Source organism: Calothrix sp. NIES-2100 (assembly GCF_963875285.1).
GTDB lineage: Bacteria > Cyanobacteriota > Cyanobacteriia > Cyanobacteriales > Nostocaceae > Aulosira.
Genome location: NZ_CAWNLA010000001.1, coordinates 768,210 through 790,076, shown reverse-complemented (window position 1 = coordinate 790,076; position 21,867 = coordinate 768,210). Strand labels below are relative to the sequence as shown.

General features: G+C 41.8%; 17 protein-coding genes. 6 read left to right on the top strand and 11 right to left on the bottom strand.

Translation table 11 applies throughout. The annotated features are described in order from the left end of the window. Nucleotides 1-214 precede the first annotated feature (214 nt). Complete coding sequence (locus tag AACU32_RS03180) at nucleotides 215-3,901, top strand: S8 family serine peptidase (RefSeq protein WP_096597794.1); 3,687 nt, start codon at nucleotides 215-217, stop codon at nucleotides 3,899-3,901. 218 nt (nucleotides 3,902-4,119) lie between these two features. Here AACU32_RS03180 and AACU32_RS03175 read toward each other — a convergent pair whose 3' ends face one another. The 5 genes from AACU32_RS03175 to AACU32_RS03155 all read right to left on the bottom strand — a co-directional run bounded on the left by AACU32_RS03175 (nucleotide 4,120) and on the right by AACU32_RS03155 (nucleotide 11,065). After that, complete coding sequence (locus AACU32_RS03175; RefSeq protein ID WP_339377455.1) at nucleotides 4,120-4,260, bottom strand: hypothetical protein; 141 nt, start codon at nucleotides 4,258-4,260, stop codon at nucleotides 4,120-4,122. Between the two features lie 287 nt (nucleotides 4,261-4,547). Then, nucleotides 4,548-5,945, bottom strand: a complete 1,398-nt coding sequence (locus AACU32_RS03170) for an ATP-grasp domain-containing protein (RefSeq protein ID WP_096597792.1) — start codon at nucleotides 5,943-5,945, stop codon at nucleotides 4,548-4,550. 155 nt (nucleotides 5,946-6,100) lie between these two features. Next, nucleotides 6,101-6,934 carry an O-methyltransferase gene (locus AACU32_RS03165; RefSeq protein WP_096597790.1) on the bottom strand — a complete coding sequence of 278 codons (834 nt, stop codon included), beginning with the start codon at nucleotides 6,932-6,934 and terminating at the stop codon, nucleotides 6,101-6,103. Between the two features lie 4 nt (nucleotides 6,935-6,938). Continuing rightward, nucleotides 6,939-8,168 carry a sedoheptulose 7-phosphate cyclase gene (locus tag AACU32_RS03160; protein WP_096597788.1) on the bottom strand — a complete coding sequence of 410 codons (1,230 nt, stop codon included), beginning with the start codon at nucleotides 8,166-8,168 and terminating at the stop codon, nucleotides 6,939-6,941. 1,208 nt (nucleotides 8,169-9,376) lie between these two features. Then, nucleotides 9,377-11,065, bottom strand: a complete 1,689-nt coding sequence (locus tag AACU32_RS03155; protein ID WP_096597786.1) for an NAD(P)H-quinone oxidoreductase subunit 4 — start codon at nucleotides 11,063-11,065, stop codon at nucleotides 9,377-9,379. A 233-nt stretch (nucleotides 11,066-11,298) separates the two neighbouring features. Between AACU32_RS03155 and AACU32_RS03150 the strand changes: the two genes are divergently transcribed. Both AACU32_RS03150 and AACU32_RS03145 read left to right on the top strand, forming a co-directional pair. Further along, complete coding sequence (locus AACU32_RS03150) at nucleotides 11,299-11,775, top strand: thiol-disulfide oxidoreductase DCC family protein (protein ID WP_096597784.1); 477 nt, start codon at nucleotides 11,299-11,301, stop codon at nucleotides 11,773-11,775. Between the two features lie 433 nt (nucleotides 11,776-12,208). Next, nucleotides 12,209-12,694 carry a hypothetical protein gene (locus tag AACU32_RS03145; protein ID WP_096597782.1) on the top strand — a complete coding sequence of 162 codons (486 nt, stop codon included), beginning with the start codon at nucleotides 12,209-12,211 and terminating at the stop codon, nucleotides 12,692-12,694. 131 nt (nucleotides 12,695-12,825) lie between these two features. Here AACU32_RS03145 and AACU32_RS03140 read toward each other — a convergent pair whose 3' ends face one another. The 6 genes from AACU32_RS03140 to AACU32_RS03115 form a co-directional block, all read right to left on the bottom strand. Continuing rightward, entirely contained in the window at nucleotides 12,826-14,607 is a 1,782-nt protein-coding gene (locus AACU32_RS03140) for an RluA family pseudouridine synthase (protein ID WP_096597780.1), read from the bottom strand. An 8-nt stretch (nucleotides 14,608-14,615) separates the two neighbouring features. Further along, nucleotides 14,616-15,170 carry a Uma2 family endonuclease gene (locus AACU32_RS03135; RefSeq protein WP_096597778.1) on the bottom strand — a complete coding sequence of 185 codons (555 nt, stop codon included), beginning with the start codon at nucleotides 15,168-15,170 and terminating at the stop codon, nucleotides 14,616-14,618. A 49-nt stretch (nucleotides 15,171-15,219) separates the two neighbouring features. Beyond that, the gene (locus tag AACU32_RS03130) at nucleotides 15,220-15,861 is read right to left on the bottom strand and encodes a class I SAM-dependent methyltransferase (protein WP_096597776.1); all 642 of its coding nucleotides are present in this window, start codon (nucleotides 15,859-15,861) and stop codon (nucleotides 15,220-15,222) included. A 180-nt stretch (nucleotides 15,862-16,041) separates the two neighbouring features. Further along, entirely contained in the window at nucleotides 16,042-16,467 is a 426-nt protein-coding gene (gene aroH / locus AACU32_RS03125; protein WP_096597774.1) for a chorismate mutase, read from the bottom strand. A gap of 109 nt (nucleotides 16,468-16,576) precedes the next feature. Further along, a complete protein-coding gene (sppA, locus tag AACU32_RS03120; RefSeq protein ID WP_096597772.1) occupies nucleotides 16,577-17,398 on the bottom strand; it encodes a signal peptide peptidase SppA in 822 nt (273 codons plus the stop codon). Nucleotides 17,399-18,013: 615 nt separating this feature from the next. Beyond that, nucleotides 18,014-18,310, bottom strand: coding sequence for a hypothetical protein (locus AACU32_RS03115; RefSeq protein ID WP_096597770.1), 297 nt, complete (start codon nucleotides 18,308-18,310; stop codon nucleotides 18,014-18,016). 501 nt (nucleotides 18,311-18,811) lie between these two features. Between AACU32_RS03115 and AACU32_RS03110 the strand changes: the two genes are divergently transcribed. The 3 genes from AACU32_RS03110 to AACU32_RS03100 all read left to right on the top strand — a co-directional run bounded on the left by AACU32_RS03110 (nucleotide 18,812) and on the right by AACU32_RS03100 (nucleotide 21,689). Continuing rightward, nucleotides 18,812-19,609: an MlaE family lipid ABC transporter permease subunit gene (locus AACU32_RS03110; protein WP_096597768.1), complete on the top strand. Its 798-nt coding sequence runs from the start codon at nucleotides 18,812-18,814 to the stop codon at nucleotides 19,607-19,609. Between the two features lie 267 nt (nucleotides 19,610-19,876). Continuing rightward, a complete protein-coding gene (locus AACU32_RS03105) occupies nucleotides 19,877-20,263 on the top strand; it encodes a DUF3119 family protein (protein ID WP_096597766.1) in 387 nt (128 codons plus the stop codon). A gap of 121 nt (nucleotides 20,264-20,384) precedes the next feature. Further along, nucleotides 20,385-21,689, top strand: a complete 1,305-nt coding sequence (locus AACU32_RS03100; RefSeq protein ID WP_096597764.1) for a DUF3086 domain-containing protein — start codon at nucleotides 20,385-20,387, stop codon at nucleotides 21,687-21,689. The last annotated feature ends 178 nt before the right edge of the window (nucleotides 21,690-21,867 follow it).

Here is a 21,867-nt window from a genome sequence, read left to right as displayed (position 1 = left end):
TGTTGTTTCGCAGCATGGTTTCAATGAAAATACTGCGGAATATTTGTTAAATAGCAAAGAATTGTAGCCTGTTTCAATGCTTTTCTTTGCCTAGCCAGATTCACATCTGTATTAACAGAAATTTATTAGTCGGATATGTTCATAAACGGCTAATTTCTGTGTTGCCTTTACTTTGTAAATTCATCCTAGATTCAATTGTCAAAATCAAAAACTTATGCCTACTTTTCCTTCCGATCCCTTATTTCAATATCAATGGTATCTCTACAATCCAGGGCAGTCCGGTGGTGTTCCTGGTATGGATCTCAACGTAGTTAATGTTTGGAATGACTATATAGGACGCGGTGTTACAGTTGGTGTTTTTGAAGGTGGAGTTGAATACGATCATCCTGATTTAGCTCCAAATTACAATACTTCTATCGACTATGATGGCGTTACTAATAGTGGTAATCCTTACCCTCTAGCTGGCGAAGCTGCTCATGCTACTTCTGTTGCAGGTATTATTGGTGCAGCTGCAGGAAATGGTATTGGTGGTGTAGGTGTAGCCTATGGCTCTACCTTAGCTTCCTTCCGGTTTAGCTTTGAGGATGATGGTAGTAGCAAGATTCGAGCATTGCAGCGCTTACGCAATGTTGATGTGGCTAATAATAGCTGGGGTTACACCTACGGCTTTACGGATAATTTTCTTGACCCCAGTTTTGCCCCAATAGCCCATGCTATTCAAGATGCTGCTCAGTTTGGGCGTAATGGATTAGGAACAGCGATCGTTTGGTCAGCAGGAAATAGCCGTGAGAAGGGCGAGAATACTAATTATCACAACATACAAAACTCTCGCTATGTCATTAGTGTAGCGGCACTCAATGATAATGGTACAGCGTCTTTTTACAGTACTCCAGGGGCTTCTATTCTAGTTTCAGCTTTTGGTAGTGGGGTTCCTGGTAGTATTGTGACTACAGATCGCCAAGGATCTGAAGGAGACGACCCAGGAGACTATACTGACTCGTTTAATGGCACTTCAGCTGCTGCACCTGAAGTTTCTGGGGTAATTGCTCTGATGCTCGAAGCCAATCGTAATTTAGGTTATCGAGACATACAAGAAATTCTTGCCTATTCTGCTCGCAAAAACGATTTCTACAGCGCAGAGAAATATGATTGGCAAACTAACGGCGCTAATAATTGGAATGGCGGGGGTTTACACGCCAGCCATGACTTTGGATTTGGCTTAGTAGATGCTCTTGCTGCTGTGCGTTTGGCTGAAACTTGGCAAAAACAAAGTCAATCTAACAATGAGCAGTCTTTTTCCTATGCTTCAGGTCAATTAGGTTGGACTATTCCAGATAATAATACAGCAGGAATTAGTCATACTTTTAACGTCGCTGCGGGTATAGAAATTGATTTTGTAGAAGTAGAACTTAATCTGACTCATCCCTATCGGGGTGATTTGGTGGTTGAACTGATTTCTCCTAAGGGAACTATCAGCACATTGATCAACCGACCAGGTAATCAGAAGGATGATGAAGATAATATTGTGTTTAAACTCTCTAGTACGCAACACTGGGGAGAAAGCAGTGCTGGCAAATGGACGCTCAGAATCAAGGATCTAAAATCCACAGATATCGGCATTCTCAATAGTTGGAAATTAAATTTATATGGGGATACAGATACAGCGAATGACACTTATTTCTACACCAATGAGTATGGCATTTATGGCGCAACTACACTAACAGATAGTTCAGGTACTGACACAATTAATGCAGCAGCGATTACTTCCAAATCCTACATCAACCTGAATCCAGGTTCTCAAAGTATCCTGAATCAAACTGTCTTGACTATCAGCGCAACAACTATCATCGAAAATGCTTTTGGTGGTGATGGTAATGACGAAATTATTGGTAATAGTGCTGCTAACGTTCTGTATGGTGGTAGAGGTAATGATACTCTCGATGGTGGAGTAAGTTACGATACTCTTAGAGGCGGTAGAGGTGACGACACTTACATAGTTGATAGCCTTAAAGATGTCGTTACAGAAGAAGCTAATGAAGGTATAGATACAGTTAAGTCATCTGTTAGTTATACCCTAAGCGCTAATGTCGAGAATCTAACTCTCATAGGTACATTTGCAATCAATGCTGCTGGTAATAGTCTCGACAATACAATTACAGGTAACATTAGCAACAATACCCTGAATGGTGGCGTAGGTAACGATACTCTTAAGGGTGGTGGAGGTGACGATACTTACATAGTTGATAGCTTTGGAGATATCGTTACAGAAGAAGCTAATGAAGGTACAGACACAGTTCAGTCATCCGTTAGTCATACACTGGGCGCTAATGTTGAGAATCTAACTCTCATAGGTACATTTGCAATCTATGGTACGGGCAACAGTCTCAACAACATAATTATCGGTAACACTAAGAACAATGGCCTGAACGGTGGAGATGGTAATGACACTCTCAATGGTGGAGATGGTAATGACACTCTCAATGGTGGTGCTGGTGATGACAGTATCAACGGCAGCACTGGTGATGACATTCTCAATGGTGGTAGTGGTACAAATACTCTCATTGGTGGTATAGGAAATGATATATATAATATAAGTAATACTAGTGATACCATCATTGAAAATACCAATGCTGGTAAAGATGTTGTGTTTGCCTCGGTTGATTATAGTTTGGATGCTAAGGCTGCGAACGTTGAAGACCTCACCCTTATAGGTAATGCTGTGGTGGGTATAGGCAATGCCATCAACAATAAAATCATCGGTAATAATGCTGACAATTCTCTCAACGGTGGAGATGGCAATGACGATCTCAACGGTGGAGATGGTAATGACACTCTCAACGGTGGTGCTGGTAATGATACGCTGTATGGCGGTGCTGGTAATGATACTCTGTATGGCGGTATTGGGAATGACAAGTACTTTGTGGGAATTAGTAGTGATACCATCATTGAAGATATCGATGGTGGTAAAGATGTTGTATCTGCCTCAGTTGATTATAGTTTGGATGCTAAGGCTGCGAACGTTGAGGATCTCACCCTTAGTGGTAATGCTGTGGTGGGTATAGGCAATGCCATCAACAATTACATCATCGGTAATGACGCTAACAATTCTCTTTACGGCTTAGATGGTAATGACACCCTTGATGGCGGTAATGGGATAAATACTCTCATTGGTGGTATAGGAAATGACGCTTACGTTGTGAATAATACTAGTGATACCATCATTGAAAATACCAATAGTGGTAAAGATATTGTGTATGCCTGGGTTGATTATAGTTTGGAGGATAAGGCTGCGAACGTTGAGGACCTCACCCTTCAATATGCTGAGGTGGGTATAGGCAATGCCATTAACAATAACATCATCGGTAATCCAGCTAACAATTCTCTCTACGGCTTAGATGGTAATGACACCCTTGATGGTGGATATGGTAATGACACCCTCTATGGCAACGCGGGTAATGACAATCTCAACGGTGGTGCAGGAGATGATTTATTAACTGGTGGTGCGGGTAATGATCGGTTAATTGGTGGTATTGGTGCTGATGGCTTCGTTTTTTATGAAAAAACCTTTAGTACAGCTAATTTTGGCATCGATACCATCTCTGATTTCGCTGTAGGAGTAGATAAGATTTACTTAGATAAATTGACTTTCACTGCTGTCAGTAGTGACTTAGGTGTTGGTTTTACTGTGGCGAGTGAGTTTGCTAGTGTTAGTACTGATAATCTGGTAGCGATTAGCAATGCTTTGATTGTTTACAGCAGTGGTAGTGGTCGCTTGTTCTATAACGAAAATGGTAGTGCTGCGGGTTTTGGCTCTGGTGCGCTTTTTGCTAATATCTCTGGTGCTCCTGCTTTGAGTGCTAGTGATTTCCAGATTTTTGATTCTAGCAATCAATCAGGGTAATGGGAAGGGTCAGATTCCGGACTTCTTCAAGAAGTCCGGAATCTTGCAGTCCCAAGTTAGTTTTACAGCGTTTTTCAAGTAAATAGACCACGCAGTAGGGGCACGACACAAGTAAGATTATTGTATATACCAGAAGATTGTGGATGCTGTGCCCCTACGAAGAATAATGTATAATTTCAGTCTTATGGCATGATAATTTTGTCAATAAATTGTTGATTTTATAGCGCCTTTTGATTATTCCCCAAGGTTTCATTAATAGCTATCATTAATAACTCATTTAAAGTAATTCCCGCAGCTTTCGCCATACAGTAAATCACACTTTTAGGGGCATTTTTTATGTTGTATATCTCGTGAGACATTTGTCAAATGTATATTTGGGAAAAAAAGAGTTAACTATTAATAGCTGAACCAGGGCTTAATCACATTAATGCCTACGATATTGAGAAGTAGGCGATCGCCCAAAGGATAGCGAGGGACACAATTACTTTACAGTGTTTTTCAGTTGAATAGACCACGCGGAGGCGCAAGGCCTTGCGCCCCCACGTTCACTGTGGTTATTGGATGAAAATGGCTCTAATTGCTTATAATTGTTACTACTGTCTTTGTGATGAAAACAAAGACACTAAAACAAGATGAAAATAGTCTTTTAATCGCCACCTAATTCCACCAGTTTGCCAATGTTGAAGTCTATTTTTACCCAGCCTTTGAGTTTTTGGAGATTCTGAAGTAAAAGTAAGGGAATCTGCCAATGATGCAAAGTCAAAAATGGTACAGGGTCATTAAGGCGGAAAATCGCATCAGTTCCCCTGAATAGGATATTCAACCGGGTTTGCAATTGTTTCCAGGAACGGATATTAGTTAATCGCCAAATTTCGTGATATATCCAGTAAGTAGGCTTGCTACTTGCCAAGGGTTCCAGCGGTGCAGCTAAAGGAGTTTTACCAAAATAGGCCTCTGCCACACCAGGATGATTGTAAAACATGGTGATTGCTGAATGGGTACGGGGATTGCATTCAATAGCGTAAACTGTACCGTCTTCGGCTTGGATAAAGTCGAAAGAAACTTGTCCAGTTAGGCGCAAACTTTTGACGAATTGTTGCACCCATTCACGAATTTGGGGATTTTCGACGTTTTCATAGTTGATTTGAAATGCAGAAGAGTGACAACAGCAATGCAATCTTAATTCCCCATCCCGGACTGTACTATGTGTACAGAACTCTTTCCCAGGAATAAACTCTTGCATAATCCAAGGATTTTCTGGACTGATGGGTAAACTATTAACAAAGGCGGCTGTTTCTTCTGGGCTGTCGCAAGGAAGTTTAGTTAAATCTAAGCGGCGAACGGAGTCGTAAGCAATACTTTTAAGTATATATTTGCGAGTTTCTTGACTAAAATCGAAATTGATAACTTGTTGCGGGTCGGTAATTTTAAAAGACTTGGGAACAGATAAACCAAGCGATCGCGCTTTATCGGTAAAAGCAAATTTATCATCTAGCATCTTGGTAATATCTGCATCAAAGTGGAAAACTTCGCAGTATTCTGATAGTGTAGGCTTTGCTAAAGAGTCGTAGTAACTAGCTACAGGACTGCATACAGGTACATAAATGTCAACTTTTTCTTTCTTGACGATTTCTACTAGCGCCTGAATATAAGCTTCTGGATCTGATTGCGGTGCGGGAACTGTATAAAAACGACTTACGGCTTGGGAAAATCTATGGCCAGATAACCAGTATTTGTGACCTTCAATGAGAATAACTCTATGTCCGGCGGCATGAAAACTACGCGCAAGTTGCAAGGCTTTGGTCATCTTGGCTCCACTTACCAAGATAGTTTGAGGATTAGCGGCGACGACAGCTTTTTTAGTAAAAGGCGATCGCGCAATTCCCCACAGCAAAGCTATCAACACTATCAAAGCATTGAATGGCAAGGCTATTAGTAATAATGTCAGAGTACCGAGAGTCTTGAATAGAGCCACTATCTTCACCCTCACACCCGTTGAGGGTGTTGTAGATGAAGGCAAAGATAAAGAAATTGATTGTGCCATAAGTCTTTCCTTTGTGTTGATTGTAGAGACGTTGCATTGCAACATCTCTACAAACTAATTCCCAGTTTTCGTTAGCAAATTTGAGATTTTAAAGTTTCAATTTTGGATTGAGGAAATTTTAATCCAAAATCCAAAATCCAAAATCCAAAATTGTTTCACGCTACCCGTCTAATCAGAGTCACACCATCTCGTATGGGTAACAGAACTTGCTCTACACGAGAATCTGCGGCGACAACAGAGTTAAATTGAGCGATCGCTTGTCCGTTGGCGGTGCGTTGTTCTAGTGGTAGGTAAACTTGTCCCTGCAACAAAGTATTATCCACGCAGATTAAGCCGTCGGGAGCTAGTAAGTTATTATCCAAGATGGTCTGGAAGTACTCTACATACTCCTTTTTATCGGCATCGATGAAGATTAAATCAAATGATTCTTTGTTTGCTGCTAGCTTGTAGAGTGTCTCTAGAGCAGGAGCTACTTCAACGACGATTTTGTGACCATCGGGAGATGCATCAAAGCAAGCTTGAGCAAATTGAGCAACATAAGCATCTACTTCGCAAGCTATGAGTTGTCCATCCCTTGGTAATGCTTCTGCCATTGCCAAGGCTGAATACCCTGTAAACATTCCTACTTCGAGAATGCGCTTGGCTTTGGTCATGTAAACAAACATTTTCAATGTCTGTCCTTCAAGATGTCCAGAGAGCATTTCCTGTTCTAGTTGACGCACTGTTTCCCCATCACTAAAGCGTTTGCTCCAGTCTTCTTGGTTGGTTCTTTGTGCCAATGCTGCTAATGCGCTTGATTCTAGGGTGGTGTATTCATCTAAGTAAGGATCTAAACCCGCTGCTAATTGCACCGCTTGCTGTAGAGAATCTAATATCTCTGCGGGAATGTTTTGCTGTTGTGCTAATTTCAGGGTTTGCTGTAGTTGGGCTACTAAGATACTGTGTGGTGTGATTGGTCTAGCAGGAGGGAGTTCTATAATACTCGTCATCTTTTTAAACTCCCACTAATTGAACTTCTTGGGGTTCAATGTATGCGTCAACACCTGCTCCACCACGAGGGTATTTAGCACAAAGACGTTTGTGTTCAGCTAAGGCTCCATCTAGTTCTTCACGAGTCAAATCGTTAGCAAAGAAGCACTCACCAATCGGACGAGGCATGGCGGCGCGTTGTTTGCCGTCTCGTGTCAGGGAAATAGATTGGGTGGCATACCAGAGTAAATCCCCATCTAATAGAGGGTGATCGAGTGATAGACCTATACGACTCATCAAGTCGAGGATGCGATCGCGTTCTGTTGTGGGAATATAACCTCGTTGTGCAGCAATGGTTGCAGACAAAGCCATATCTATATTGACGGCGTGACCATGATATAGAGGTACACGCGGCGCTAATTCTAGGGTAGGACTCCAAGTATGACCGTAGGCAATGACGCGATCGAGGTCGATTTCATGCAAGTTTGGCGTCTCTAATTCCAACATAGTTTTGATTGCTTCATAGTTGACTTTATGGGCAATCTCTTTGATTTCTGGTGTTCCATTCACATGTCCAAAGTGAGTGGAAAGCAATTTTTCACCATATTCGTATAGCAGTTCAAAAACTTCTGAGTTAGCAACTACAGCAATTTTTACTAACTCCGCCATCCCATTACGAACTTGAGCCGTTGGCAAGGTTTGCAAAAATGAGAAATCGAGGATAACTTTCAAAGGTGCATGATATGCTCCCAAGCGATTTTTTAACTTGCGATGATTCACAGCTACTTTAATCGCTACACCTGCATCGATTAAACCGATCAACGTGGTAGGAATGCGAATGTAGTTACTCTTGCGACGGTAAGCAGCGCAAGCAAACCCAGCCACATCAGTAATTAAACCGCCACCAACTACTAAGACTGGTTCTTTACGAACTAAGCCAAAATCTGAAAAAGCATCAACAATTTTTTCAAAACTAGCCAGGGTTTTAGCTGGTTCAGTAATGATGATGGGAAATACTGTTAGGTCAATGTCATAGTGCTTAAAATATGACCTGATTTGCTCGCCGTAAAGTTCATAAACATTGGCATCAATTACAGTTAAACAGCGACCAAATTTTGCATAACTATCAGCAATTTCCCGGTTTTGAACATTAAATGCACCGTTCACATAGACAAGACTAAAATCGATTTTTTCGTAACCTTGGACGTGAAATGCAGTTTCTGTAGCTGCAAATGATGCTTGAACATTATTCATGTCTTTTGACCTCTATGCAAATTAAAAAATTGTGGAATTTTGGTAATAATTCCGGTTTACCCTAATGCACGTCAGCAGGAAATAATACTCTTTAATTTTTGAGATTAAAGGCATCACAAAGCAAGCTTTTTATAAAAAAGCTGACTTGTATTACTGTCTGGCATTGTTATTAAACAACACCATTCATTTGAGTAAATTCTGTAGGTGGCTTAATCTTTCATTCAGCAGAACCTCTAAACTAGTCAACTAGTCCAATTTGCAATATCGCGTCATAACGCTTGCATTCTTTCCTTTGGGATTGTTGACTTTAATGACAATAACATTCATCTGAATTCAGATTTATACCACTATGTTTAACTTTAATGGCTTGCCAATTGTGCAATTTCGTAAAACTTCTGTCCTGGAGAAAAATTCGTATCGTTGTTCTCCCAGCTTTAATTTGAGATTAGCACCCTGATTTACCCTAAGTTCGCTGTTTTTTAGCATTACTATTAAACCTTCTCTGGCTACTGGCTACATTCTATTTGTCTCAGAATCACAGTGGAATTTGAGTAATTTTACCTAAATGATAATTAACTCCACTGTATTTTTATCTAACCATTTTCCGATTTTTCGACTGTGCAAAAATCCTATCTTAGTAAATTACTCATATTGTCTATCTTCGGGCTGACATTTGAGATTACAACCATAATTAATACTCAAATCGTTGCTTTTTAGCATTAGTCCCAAATTATAAAATGGCTAAAAACGAAGATGACTGACTACCTTCTATTGAGGATGATAGTATTATTCATCTGGCATCAAGTCAAATTAATGCTCAGGATTCAATATATTTATCTCAGTAATTACGAAAAATTCCGAATTTAAATATATGTGAATCAATAGTTAACGAAAAGTTAACTTTATTAAGCAAAAATCTTTTGTGCAAAAATTTTACTTGATTTAATTGGCTTTATACCTCTAAATTAAGCTATTTTAGCTTAAGCCAGCAAATAATCTACTGGGGAGTAAATTAGAGTGACGTTACAAATCATAACATATTTAAATTAATTCAAGTCAATCCTTCATGGGAAGTGTAGAGGTAACAAAGCATTTTGAATAATTTATATCTAAAGATAGATGTTTTATATAGCTATATAAGCAAAAAAAGCGATCGCCCAACAAAGAGCGATCGCTACATTTTCAACAGATAATAGAGGTCGAAAAGCTTACTTCATTGTTGCCAAAACTGGTGCTACTTCAGCCTCTGCAATCTTCGGCGCTAAAAATCCATTAGCATAAATCCGGGGATTCGATTGGGAGATGACGGTATAAGACTGGCGAACCTGAGCATTTACTGCCACAGTCTTCACATCGTACATCTGCATAGCTACCTTGGGATAAAAACCAATGCCGATAATCAGCACGATAAAACAGGCAGCAATAAACACTTCCCTGGGGCTAGCATCTCTATATACTGCTTCGGTAGGTACCACGCAATCTGTACCAAAACAAACTGCTTCTTCTGCTTCCTGATTCTGCAATCCGCCATCTGTAAGGTTGCAAGTAAGTTCTGCACCAGTGCCGTAAAATACCTGGCGCAGCATGGAAAGTAGATAGATGGGTGTGAGGATAACTCCTACAGCCGCTAGGAAAACTGTGACTGTGCAGAAGGTAGAACTGTAAATATCACTGGTAGTCAAACCAACAAATACCGCAAGTTCACCAGCAAAGCCACTCATACCAGGTAGAGCTAGGGAAGCCATTGCACCAATTGTAAACAGAGCAAATACTTTGGGCATTGCTTGACCAATACCGCCCATACTGTCCATTGCCATTGTGTGGGTACGGTCATAAGTCACACCTGCCAAGAAGAACAGCACTGATGCAATCAAACCGTGGGAAATCATCTGCAACATTGCGCCGTTGATTCCCAAATCTGTGAAGGACGCAATCCCCAGTAGGACAAAGCCCATGTGGGAAATTGACGAATAAGCCAAGCGTCGCTTCATGTTGCTCTGGGCAAAGGAGTTCAACGCACCGTAGATAATGTTGACAACGCCCAGAATGGCTAACACAGGTGCAAAGTATACGTGTGCGTCGGGTAAAAGTTCCAAATTTAAACGAATTAGCCCGTATCCTCCCATTTTCAGCAATACACCAGCCAAAATCATCGATACGGGAGCAGATGCTTCACCGTGGGCATCAGGTAACCAGGTGTGTAGGGGGAAAATTGCGAGCTTAACACCAAAGGCTATTAATAATCCTGCATATAGCAGCAATTCTAGACCGAGGGGAAACTCTTTCATCCCCAAGGCAGCGATATCAAAGGTTATATTGCCACCACCGTAGAGCGCCATTGCCAGTGCTGCTACGAGAATAAATATAGAAGCTGCTGCTGTATATAACAAAAATTTTGTGGCTGCGTAACGACGCTTTTGTCCACCCCAAATACAGACCAGGAGGTAGACGGGAATCAGCTCGACTTCCCACATAATGAAAAACAACAGCAAGTCTTGAGCAACAAATACCCCAATTTGTGCCGAATACAGCACGAGCATTAAAAAGTAAAATAGTTTCGGTCTGCGATCGACTCGCCACGCTGAAAACATCGAGAGTGTGGTGACAAATCCTGCTAGCAGCACCAAGGGGACTGATAGCCCATCAACCGATACGGACCAGTTCAAACCTAACTGCGGCATCCAGGCATAATTTTCCATAAGTTGAAAACTAGCACTGGTCGCATCGTAATGCTTCCAAAAGGCGTAGCACATCAAAACAAAGTCTGCGATACCTACGCCAAGGGCATACCACCGCACGCGCGTGCCATCTTTGTCAGGCAGCGCAGGAATAAGCAGGGAAGCAACCAGTGGCAGTAGAACAATTGCGGTAAGCCAGGGAAATCGATCCGCTATCATGTCAATGAGAAAAAATACTTATCTGTGAATAAAGTCATTTTACTCGAGTTTGTAAACAATTGTGAATAAGTATTTACTTCGATAGATATAGAAAAATTTATATCTAGGGGGTTTTGTGAAAATACACATGAGTTTTATCTATGATTTATCGCTATGATTTATCGAAACATTACTTTATATTTCTTAAATTTTCTACAATATATAAGTACAAGAAACTTAATTAACAATCATTTATGTCTTCTATTTCCAGTGAAATCCTTACCCAGTCTGCATCTACTGCACCTGCATGGAAAATCGAGCTGTTGTATGACGGGGAATGTCCTTTGTGTATGCGCGAGGTGAATTTTCTCCAAAAACGAGATGCGGGTCGGGGGTTAGTGCATTTTGTCGATATTGCAGACGATGACTATAACCCCGAAGAACATGGCGGAGTAGATTTTGAAACAGCTATGGGGCGCATCCATGCAGTTTTAGCAGATGGAACAGTGGTACAAAATGTTGAAGTGTTTCGGCGTGTTTACGCAATTTTGGGGATGGGGTGGGTATATAGTGTAACCAAGTTACCGATTGTGGGTGCGATCGCAGATTTTCTCTATGGAATTTGGGCAAAATGGCGACTCGCTATCACAGGACGACCGACGTTAGAAACGGTTGTGCAAGAGCGTCAAGAGCGACTTTGTAATACTCAGGGGCGCTGTCGGATAGATTAAACTAGCCACAGATCAAGAAATTGTGGATTTTGCGATCGCTCTTATAAACTTATTAGTATTGCTGTGTATGTTTCAAACTACATATCTATACTAATACCAACTTGAAAACAGAATGCGAAAGATGGGTAGGGGCACAACAATGTTCATTGGTGTCAACTTAAGTTAAAAGGCTTATCCCACAAGCGTTTTACCCCACCCCTTTATCCCCTCCCCGTTTACGGGGAGGGGAAGTTTTGCGTTAGCAAAGCTGGGGTGGGGTGACGCGGATCGTGATGGTAGGTGAGATAATTCGGTCATCACGTCTTGGCAAGGGTTTCACGTTAAGTTGACACGTATGAACAATGTTGTGCCCTTATGAATAATTTATGTATTGCTTATAGGAACCACCTAAAATTTTACTCCGTCACAATAAATGGAATGAGGAGTAAAGTGTATGTTCTATTGGTTAAAACTTATTTATTTAAGTTTAACAGGTTTAAGTTTATTGACCGGAAGCATGGCAATGCTAACAAAACCTGTTACTGCTGGTGAACCAATTATTGATAATAATTGCCAGTATCATAATAGAACACAAGAAGTTTTTAGAAAAATCCCACCACAAAATCGCGGCACGATATTTTTAACATCCGGTTTTGAAGTTAATAATCAAAAATATTTTTTACAAGTGTATAAATTTCCGAATTCCACAGGCATTTTTTGCCTCACCAAGCTTAATTCGCTACCACAAAAATTAAAACAAGCTCAATTTATTCAAGATAAGCTAATTGAAAAAGTCGAAAAAGACTCTTATCAAAACGCTAATTATATAGTGACATTCCGAGGAGATAAAAATGATAAAATATTAAGAGCTTATTATAGATTAAACTTAACCAATCCCAATCAACCAAAGGTGACACCTATAATCGTTGTATACAAATGATAACAATTTTGTTGCGCTTAGCGAGTCATTTGTCAGTAGTCAGTTGTTGAATGTTGGAGTTTAATACCTTCCTTGTGGGCGGTATATATTTATATGTTTATATTTGATAAATTAGAATTATTTTTATATACTTAAAATGGCGTTTTTGTCTGGAAATGTAGAGTTTCTCCTAAATGTGGATGTTGAAAGTAAAGTTCTCTGGCGTGGAGATGTAAGCGATTTGCTTTGGTAGAATTTTCATACAGTCTATCTCCTAAAATCGGGTTACCAAGTCCTTTGATATCAGCAGCATGAACTCTGATTTGATGAGTGCGTCCTGTTAGCGGTTTAAACTCAACACGAGTATAGTTTCCTTCTCTCGCTATGACTTGAAAATGGGTAATGCTGGGTTTACCGTATTGCCAATTAACTTGTTGATAAGGGCGATTATTGGGATTTCCCCATAATGGCAGTTCAATTACACCTTGATCAACGGTGATAATCCCAGAAATTAAGGCTTCATAAACTTTGTGAACTTGCTGTTGCTGAAATTGTCTGCTGAGTTGGCAGTAAGTTTGGCGATGTCTGGGGACAAGCCGCTCCGCGTCTACGCGTGCCAATAGTAAAATACCAGAAGTGTCTTGATCAAGTCGATGCACAGCATTAAGCGACATCCCATCCGGTAATAAATTCCGCAACCGACTAACAACACTATCTTGAGTATCAAAATAACGTCCGGGAACTGAAAGTAATCCTGGGGGTTTATTGACAGCAATCAACCATTCATCTTCGTAAATAATCGATAGCGTTTCCTCTGTTTCTTGTCCCCCTTGTCTCCCTTGTCTCCCTTGTCCCATTTCCCGCGTCGTTTTAAAAAACCTACATTTACCCCCCTCCTCGCTTGCGGCCTGGGGATAGGGGGAAAGGGGTTCCGAGATGTGTCTTAACCCCGATAGCAAAAACCCCATCAATGGCTGACAGCGTTCTGCACAAGCACCGTAAAATCTTCCCGGAATTTTATCTCCAGCTGCGGATTGCGAACCCCACCAAAATTCAGCCATTGACAATGGCTGTAAATTATGGATCGCCGCATATTGTAAAAGTTTAGGGGCGCAACAATCCCCTGTACCTGTGGGTAAGCCGGATGGGATTAATTGTTGGAGTGATCGCGATTGTCCATAAAAATTCATTAAGCTGTAAGCTGCGTGCATCTGCGTTTGCAGTTGGCGGGAGAGTTGTTTACGCTGTTGTTTAAGTTCCAGTATCCGTGTGTCTGCTGCTGTAATTACCTGCACAAGCGGCTGTAACACTTCATTTTGCTCGCGTTTCAGTAATTTTTGCTCAATTCCCTGCTGGCGGCTTTCTTGATCCAGTTGTTCCAAGGCGATAGTGAGTGCAACGCCTGTGAGTGTTGCGCAGATTTGCTGGCGTTGTTCCTGGCGTTGATGTTTGCAATGACGGTGGCGATCGCGCATTTGTTGCAATTGCTGTGAAAATTCATGCGATCGCGTTTGGTATTCCTGTCTTTGGGGAAGTTGCTGTAAGTTAATTAATTCTTGTTTAATCGTCTCTAATTGAGCCAAAGTTTGAGCTTCTTCTAAAGCTACTTCCTCTCTCCCTGGAATCGGCGGAACCCAACCATCAACCACACTTAAACCATTCAGCAACCCAGAGAAAGCCTTGAGTATTCGCTGTTCACCTGTAGGTAGTTCAACTAGTAAGACTCCATACATCTTACCTTCTTGGCAATAACGCTCATCCTTCGCAAGTTGCTGCATTAAACTTTGAGCGATCGCTTCTACTAAAGAAGTGCGCGGTAGTCTCAGTAAATTTGCACTTTGCGGACAATACCCTTCATAGTAATAGTTAGGGGATGGGTTACTGACTGGAGAATTGCAATCAATAAAATCTGCAAGCGGATGTAGAAATACCATAGAAGGTATTATGATAAATTGACAATTAAATCTACCGCAACAGCGATATCTGGAAATGCTATTGGGTAAATCGTCCCGCCTGTTAGTGTGGATTTGGAAGCGTACTCACCATCGTGAGGATCTCGAAATACTACGAGCTGTCTTTTTCTTAAATTAACTACCCAGTATTCAGGGATTTGAGCTTCAGCATAGATTTTAGTTTTAATCTCTAAATCTTTTTCTAAGCTGGAATCGGAGTATTCAATCAGCCAGAAAATATTTTCCGGATAAGGATGATGATTTAAATATTCACGCCCCAAGCGTTGCACGATCGCAATATCTGGTTCTGGTTCAGAGTTATTAGGAAGTGTAATCGGTTTAGCTGGACGAATTGTCGCTCTTTCGCCTAATAATCGCGTGAGATATTCCCCAGCTTCGGTACTAAAATAAGCATGGGGTTCGCCTTCCGGTGACATCTCGACAATTTCTCCTCTGAGTAATTCCACACGCCGATCGTCTAAGATACCAGCTGCTATCATGCGGTGGTACTCATCTATTGTCCACTTAGCTGTAGTTACGACCATAGCGATCGCTCTTTTATCGTTCTCTTCATTTTAGATCGAAACTCCAACCTTAAATTGAGTTACGTTTTCTCCCAATTAATAATGCCAGTTCCAGCCACTTCCAGTAGCAATCCACATCAGTAAAACCAATTTTTCGCAGCCAATTTAGCTGTGTTTCTACGTCTAAAAGTTTATTGGATGGGTCGTCGTTTTCGGGTAATATTCCCAGTTTTTGTAAAAAATGCTCGTGTAATGCTGGTGTGGATGAAGCCACATGTTCTAAATTGCAAAAAATCCCACCAGGTTCCAGTATGTGAAAAATTTCTGTATACAAGGAAAGTTTGCGATCGTGGGTGAGGTGGTGAATAGCAAAGCTGGAAACAACTGCGTCAAAGGAACCTAATTCTGGGAGAGGTTGATCCAAATTGTGGGTTATTACTTGTACTGTTGTATCCTCAGCAAACCGCGTTTTTACCGCCTCTAACATAGTTGCAGAAAAATCAACGGCTATACTTTGCGCCTGAGGACGGTCAATTTTCAGTAATGCTAGTAAGCGACCATCACCAGTTCCTAAATCCAGAATACGCTTCACAGTCTTGGGTACATGTTCCAACAAAACTGCTTCACCCTCAGTACGGTGGGGTATAGAATCTGCCTTCGCTAGATATCTCAAAGCATGGTCAGCAGAAGTCCAGAGGTTGATTGGATTCATCAAATAACAATACTCCCAGAAATAGATACGCCCGAAAATATCACACTATCCCATCCTGATTTTTGGTCTGCCTTTACCGTAATTGGTAACTGGAATTAGGGGCATCAATTTTGTCAGAATAGTTCGTAGTCAGCACAGAAAGTGCTTAAAAATTCAGCACACTCAGTCCTGACTACGAAATTATTCGCGATCGCAACTAGTAGTCACTACTACTTGGGGCGATTCTGCTAATGATGCTGGTAAACTCCAATCAGGACGCAGGTTAGCTGCATGACGTAAATAGGTATGGTAAATTGGTGCGGAGGCTGGCAGGTAGACGTGAATTAAAAAGCGGATACAGCGCTGCAAGCTGCCCTCGACATGCATTTGCTGCACATCTAACATGGCCACACCATCCCAAGCAGGACGCGTTCGGGCGATCGCAGCTGGAAAAATAGCATCCAAATCCCGTGTTACTGAGAACGTAACACTAATAATATCCTTTGGCTGGAGATGATTCCGGTTTTCCAATTCATCTAATAATTCTGTTACCGCTTCTTTTATCGCTTCAGCTGTGTTTTCTGAAACAGTTGTTGCTCCACGAATAGCCCGCATTTGCCACTCCACGCCCAATCCTCCTTAAATTAGCTCAGCTGTCTTTTCTCACTTTATTATCAGTTAGGACGATAGGCACAAAACTCCTGAGTATGTGAGTTCCTCTGTCACTCACATCCCATCAAGGTCGATATAACCATAGAGGTAAACCACTGGTGGACATTTCAAACTCCAGCCAGTCAATCCCCGCCCCAATTCCTGATGAAACCTGACGACTTCCAGGGAGCAATCGACTTAACAAGGGTTTACGTTCTTCTAAAGTAAAGCATGGGGTTTTTTCTGGATCGAGTCCGACTAGTTCTGCTGTCCAGCGCCGCGCATCTTCCTCTGTTCCCAGACGATCTACCACTCCTAACTCTACAGCTTGCTGTCCAGTAAAAATCCGACCATCGGCGAAACTTTTTACGGTTTCTACCTCTAAAGAACGAGCTTGAGCTATTGTTTGCACAAACTGCTGATAACTAATGTCAATCAATTCTTGCAGAATGTTTTGTTCAGCTGGTGTCAGTTCTCGGTCAAATGCCAAAATATCTTTGTAGGGCCCAGATTTAATCACCTTGAAGGAAATGCCGATTTTTTCCAGCAAGCGTTCTAGGTTATTTCCCCGCAGAATTACACCAATACTGCCTGTAATTGTACCTGGGTTGGCCATGATATGTTCGGCTCCCATGCCAATGTAGACACCGCCAGAAGCCGAAATATTGCCAAAACTGGCAACAATTTTCATTTTCTCCCGCAGACGTTTCAGGGCGCTGTAAATCTCTTGAGAATCTCCCACTGTCCCGCCAGGACTATCAATTCGTAGCAGCAAAGCCGGAAATTTTTTCTCCTCTACTGTTTTCAGTGCTTCTAGTACACGTTTGCGAGTCCCACCGGAGATTGCACCATTAATTTCAATTCGAGCAATTTGTTTACTAAACCTGGGTTTAAAAGGCCAAACCATAAGCAATCATAAAACCTCGTAATAAACTCAATAGTAAAATGTCCAGAGGTCAAACGACCTGTTTGGCTCTACACAAAAATGCCCAGCCATGATGCTACACAAGAAATTAAGGAAGTTTTTATATTTATCTAGATGTTTATTTGATATCCTAATCTCTGTCTAGCAGAGAAACTTATCTCCAAAAACGTATAAATTGGCAATTCCCCTTCGCCTCCGCTCTCGGTGTCACCTGCGGTTACTATTAGTCTAGGGTAAATGCTTCATTATCGGGAAATTTATCCCAACCTACATGTAGTTTCCGGCTTGGATCTGCTGCCTGATGCAGCTAAATCATTAGTAAAAAAAATCTATTGCCCTTCGGGTGACGCTCCTACTTCGCACTTCAGACGCTCCTACAACGCGCTTCGCTGCCAAGTCGGCAGTTGTGTGACTTTTGCCTCACCGCCTTACCTCGCCTATTGCCTATAGCCGCCTACCTATAGGAAGAATTTCACAACTCAAATATGACTGCTATATCTCATTTAAACATAGCAAGCAAAATACTCAAATTTGGGAATTATAGATTTTTAAAAGCTTCAGCAGCCAGTCAATACCTGACAAACTGATTGCCATGATTTAGGAATCAATACGTAAAATTTGACACCGATAATAAACGTACATATCAAACAGCGCCCCAACAAAGCTAAAAGTCAAACTAATGACAATTAAGCCGCGCAGAGGACTATCCGTGCCAAAAGTAGCGAGAAAATGTATAATTTGACTAGCGATCGCTTCAGTTAAACCTTGTAAACCGGGAATGTGACCGACCAGAGGTAACAGGAGCAAAAAGCCACCGACTAAAAACATTGGTACGACAAAACTAAAAATGATTGTGAGTAACAGAGAACGGAGAAAGTTGGTGAAAATAGTCATTTAGACGACACTCCGTGGTAAAAGAGGACAATAAGCGAAAAAGCAAGATGTCATTTTCTACAATACGTGCGATCGCTCCATAGCAGTGAAGATGTCAAAAATCTTAAGTTTTCATTAAAAAAATCTGCCTCCAGTCACCTTCGATGCATCAACTAAAAGTCAGCATTAAAATCAGCAAAACCCTTGCTAAATAAGGTATTTGCTGAATAACTTTGCTTATAAAGTAATATAAAGCTTGCTCGCATCAAACTTCACTTTCTGAGAAGAGCTTTAAAGTAAGTTAATGTTTCACCCTGGAGATGGGGAAGGGGGATGAGGGAAGGGGGGACAAGGGAGATGAGGAAGTGTGGGGAGTGTGGGGAGAATATAAAAAAGTTCGCCACCCCTCCCAATGCCCCATGCCCAATTCCCCATGCCCATTGACTATTGACCATTGACTATTGACTATTCCCCATTGACTTTCGCTATTCTTAAGGCAGTTACCGAGTTAGCTACAAAACATTGAGTGAGACTACATCCAAATCCAGTTTAGGGGCGTGGGGTCAGCGGCTGCTGGCGGCGATTTTCCTGGGTGGACAAGTACTAGTTCACCTACTGAAAATCAAAATTCATTGGCGAAATACTAAAGAGCAAATGGCAGCAGTAGGGCCAGATTCTCTGTTTATTGCCCTATTAACGGCTGTTTTTGTCGGCGCAGTGTTTACCATTCAGGTAGCACGAGAATTTATTAACTTTGGCGCTGGGAATCTTGTCGGCGGTGTGCTGGCGGTAGCCTTAACAAGAGAACTCTCGCCCGTATTGACAGCAGTGATTTTAGCCGGACGAGTGGGTTCGGCCTTTGCCGCTGAAATTGGTACTATGCGAGTCACAGAGCAAATTGATGCCCTGTTGATGTTAAAAACCGACCCCATCGATTACCTAGTTATTCCCCGCGTCTTAGCTTGCTGCTTGATGCTGCCGATTTTAACTCTTCTGTCTTTGGTAACGGGGATGTTAGGAGGATTGATCATTGCATCGAACTTATATGGCATCGCCGATACTACATTTCTAGACTCAGCCCGTAACCTGCTTGGCATTTGGGATATTTTTAGCGCCATGATTAAGGCATTTTGTTTTGGAATTGTAATTGCTGTCATTGGTTGTAGCTGGGGACTGACAACAACAGGAGGAGCCAAAGGAGTAGGACAATCAACCACCACTGCTGTGGTTACAGCCTTGCTGATGATTTTTGTGAGTAACTTCTTCCTTTCTTGGTTAATGTTTCAAGGTACAGGTAGCGCATTGCTCAAAGGTATGTAAGTCAGTTGTCAGTTGTCAGTTGTCAATTGTCAATTGTTATTTCCCACCGTCCGCCTCATCTCCCTCATCTCCTAGCCCCTAACCCCTAGTCCCATTTTCCAGTGAAACGCTATCAACAATCCTCGCTATAAAGGCTGATTGCGCGCCTTATAACCCACGAAATCCTAAAATAGGAAATGTGTCTATTCACAAAACAGGATTTGAGACTGTCAGACCAAGGATGAGTATTCTCAATCGAAAATTTAAAATCCCAAATCTAAAATTGCTATGACTAGTTCATTTGCGCCCAACGCTACATCTACAGTAGAACTCAAACCTAGCTACAATATCCCTGTAGTTTTGGTAATTGCGTCGATTCCATTGCTGTTAGTTCAACCGCTGCTAGGAGGTATTATTGGATTGTTTGGTTTGTTTCTCATGTTTCAGACAGTCACACTGCGGTTGCAGTTTACTGCCACGGACTTAGATATTTACAGAGGCGAAACACTAATTCGGCGGTTTCCCTATCAGGAATGGCAAAACTGGCGGATATTTTGGCACCCAATTCCTATACTGTTTTACTTTAAAGAAATCAAAAGCATTCACTTTTTGCCGATTTTATTTGACCCTAAGACCCTGAAAGCCTGCCTGGAAGAACGTTGTCCGCAGATTTAGCACCCTCTTGTTAAAGATGCAGCATCAGCAATCAGCACCAATTACCCAGGATTTTTGGCACAGGTCAATTGTATATTTCTGAAAGCTATTTATTCGCGTCATAGGAATTACAGTATTGTTTATGAACCCAGAGGAATCTCAAACCCCAGAATCGATTGATGAGTGGTTGGCGCAAGTACAAGAACAACAGCCGAAAGTAGAAGCTTCAGATAACTCATCTGTGGAGTCAGAGGGAGAAACAGCAGCGCAGAGTTTATTAGCGCAGACGCAGCAAAATGACGCAACTGCTGAATCGCCCATTTCCGATGCTGAAGAAGGTTCTACAGTTGAACCACCAGCAGATGCAACTGCTGATTTGGTAACGCAGTTAGAAGCCGAAGCCTTTTCGCTGGGGTCAGAACTAGATTCAGAATCAGAAGCATCAGCAGCTAATTCCCTATACGCACAAGCAGCACAACAAATTGCAGATTTACAAAGTACCAAAGAATCTCTAGAAACCGAAATAGCCAATCTGCAAGCTAGTTACAAAACTCTTCAGACACAAGTTGGCGAAACCCAATTGGCGCTAGGACGACTTGTACAAGAGTCGCTATCGCAGTTAGAACAACGCAAACAAACGCTGCAAATTTCTGTAGAACAGTTGGAACGCCGTCAAGAACGCATCCGCAATGAAATGCGCACGACTTTTGCGGGAACATCTCAAGACTTGGCGATTCGGGTACAAGGTTTTAAAGATTATCTCACTGGCAGTTTACAGGATTTAGCCGCCGCCGCCGAGCAGTTGCAACTAGTACCGCCTGCGATCGCCCGCGAAAAACCTGTAGTATCTGTAAAAGAGGAAAAAACCCCCCAATCAGAGTCTGGTATCCCCTCATTTGCCCAACAGCAGTTTCAAGATACTACAAAGCAAATTCGCCGCCTCATCGATCAATATCGCAGCAAACCAGATTACTATGGCCCTGCTTGGCAATTGCGTCGTACCTTTGAACCAGTCCATGCAGAACGGGTTTCTCAATGGTTTTTCACCCAAGGCGGACGCGGTGCTTTGCGGACAATGGGTAGCCGCTTGCAGAATATTTTGATTTCTTCGGCAGTAATTTCTATACTATACAAACTGTATGGCGATCGCGTCCGCGCTTTAGTATTAGCTAATACACCAGAACGTTTAGGTGAATGGCGGCGTGGCTTGCAAGACTGTTTAGGTATAGGTCGTCCAGACTTTGGCCCTGATAAAGGGGTAGTATTATTTGAAGCACCGGAAGCTTTGGCTCAAAAAGCAGACCGATTAGTTAAAGCCAATCAACTGCCTTTAATTATCATTGACGATTCTGAAGACCAAATTAGCCTAGCACTACTGCAATTTCCCCTGTGGTTAGCCTTTGCTCCTGACCCCAAAACAATGAGAAATTATGATGATGATTTTTAATTAGTCATTAGTCATTAGTCATTAGTCAGTTGTCAGTTGTCAATTGTCAGCTGTGAAAAACCAATGACTAATGACCAATACTTCTCTTCTCCCAAGGGGAGACGCTACGCGAACGAGACGCTCCGCGAACGACTTCGCTCAGTACAAGTGACCAATGACTATTGACCAATGACTATTG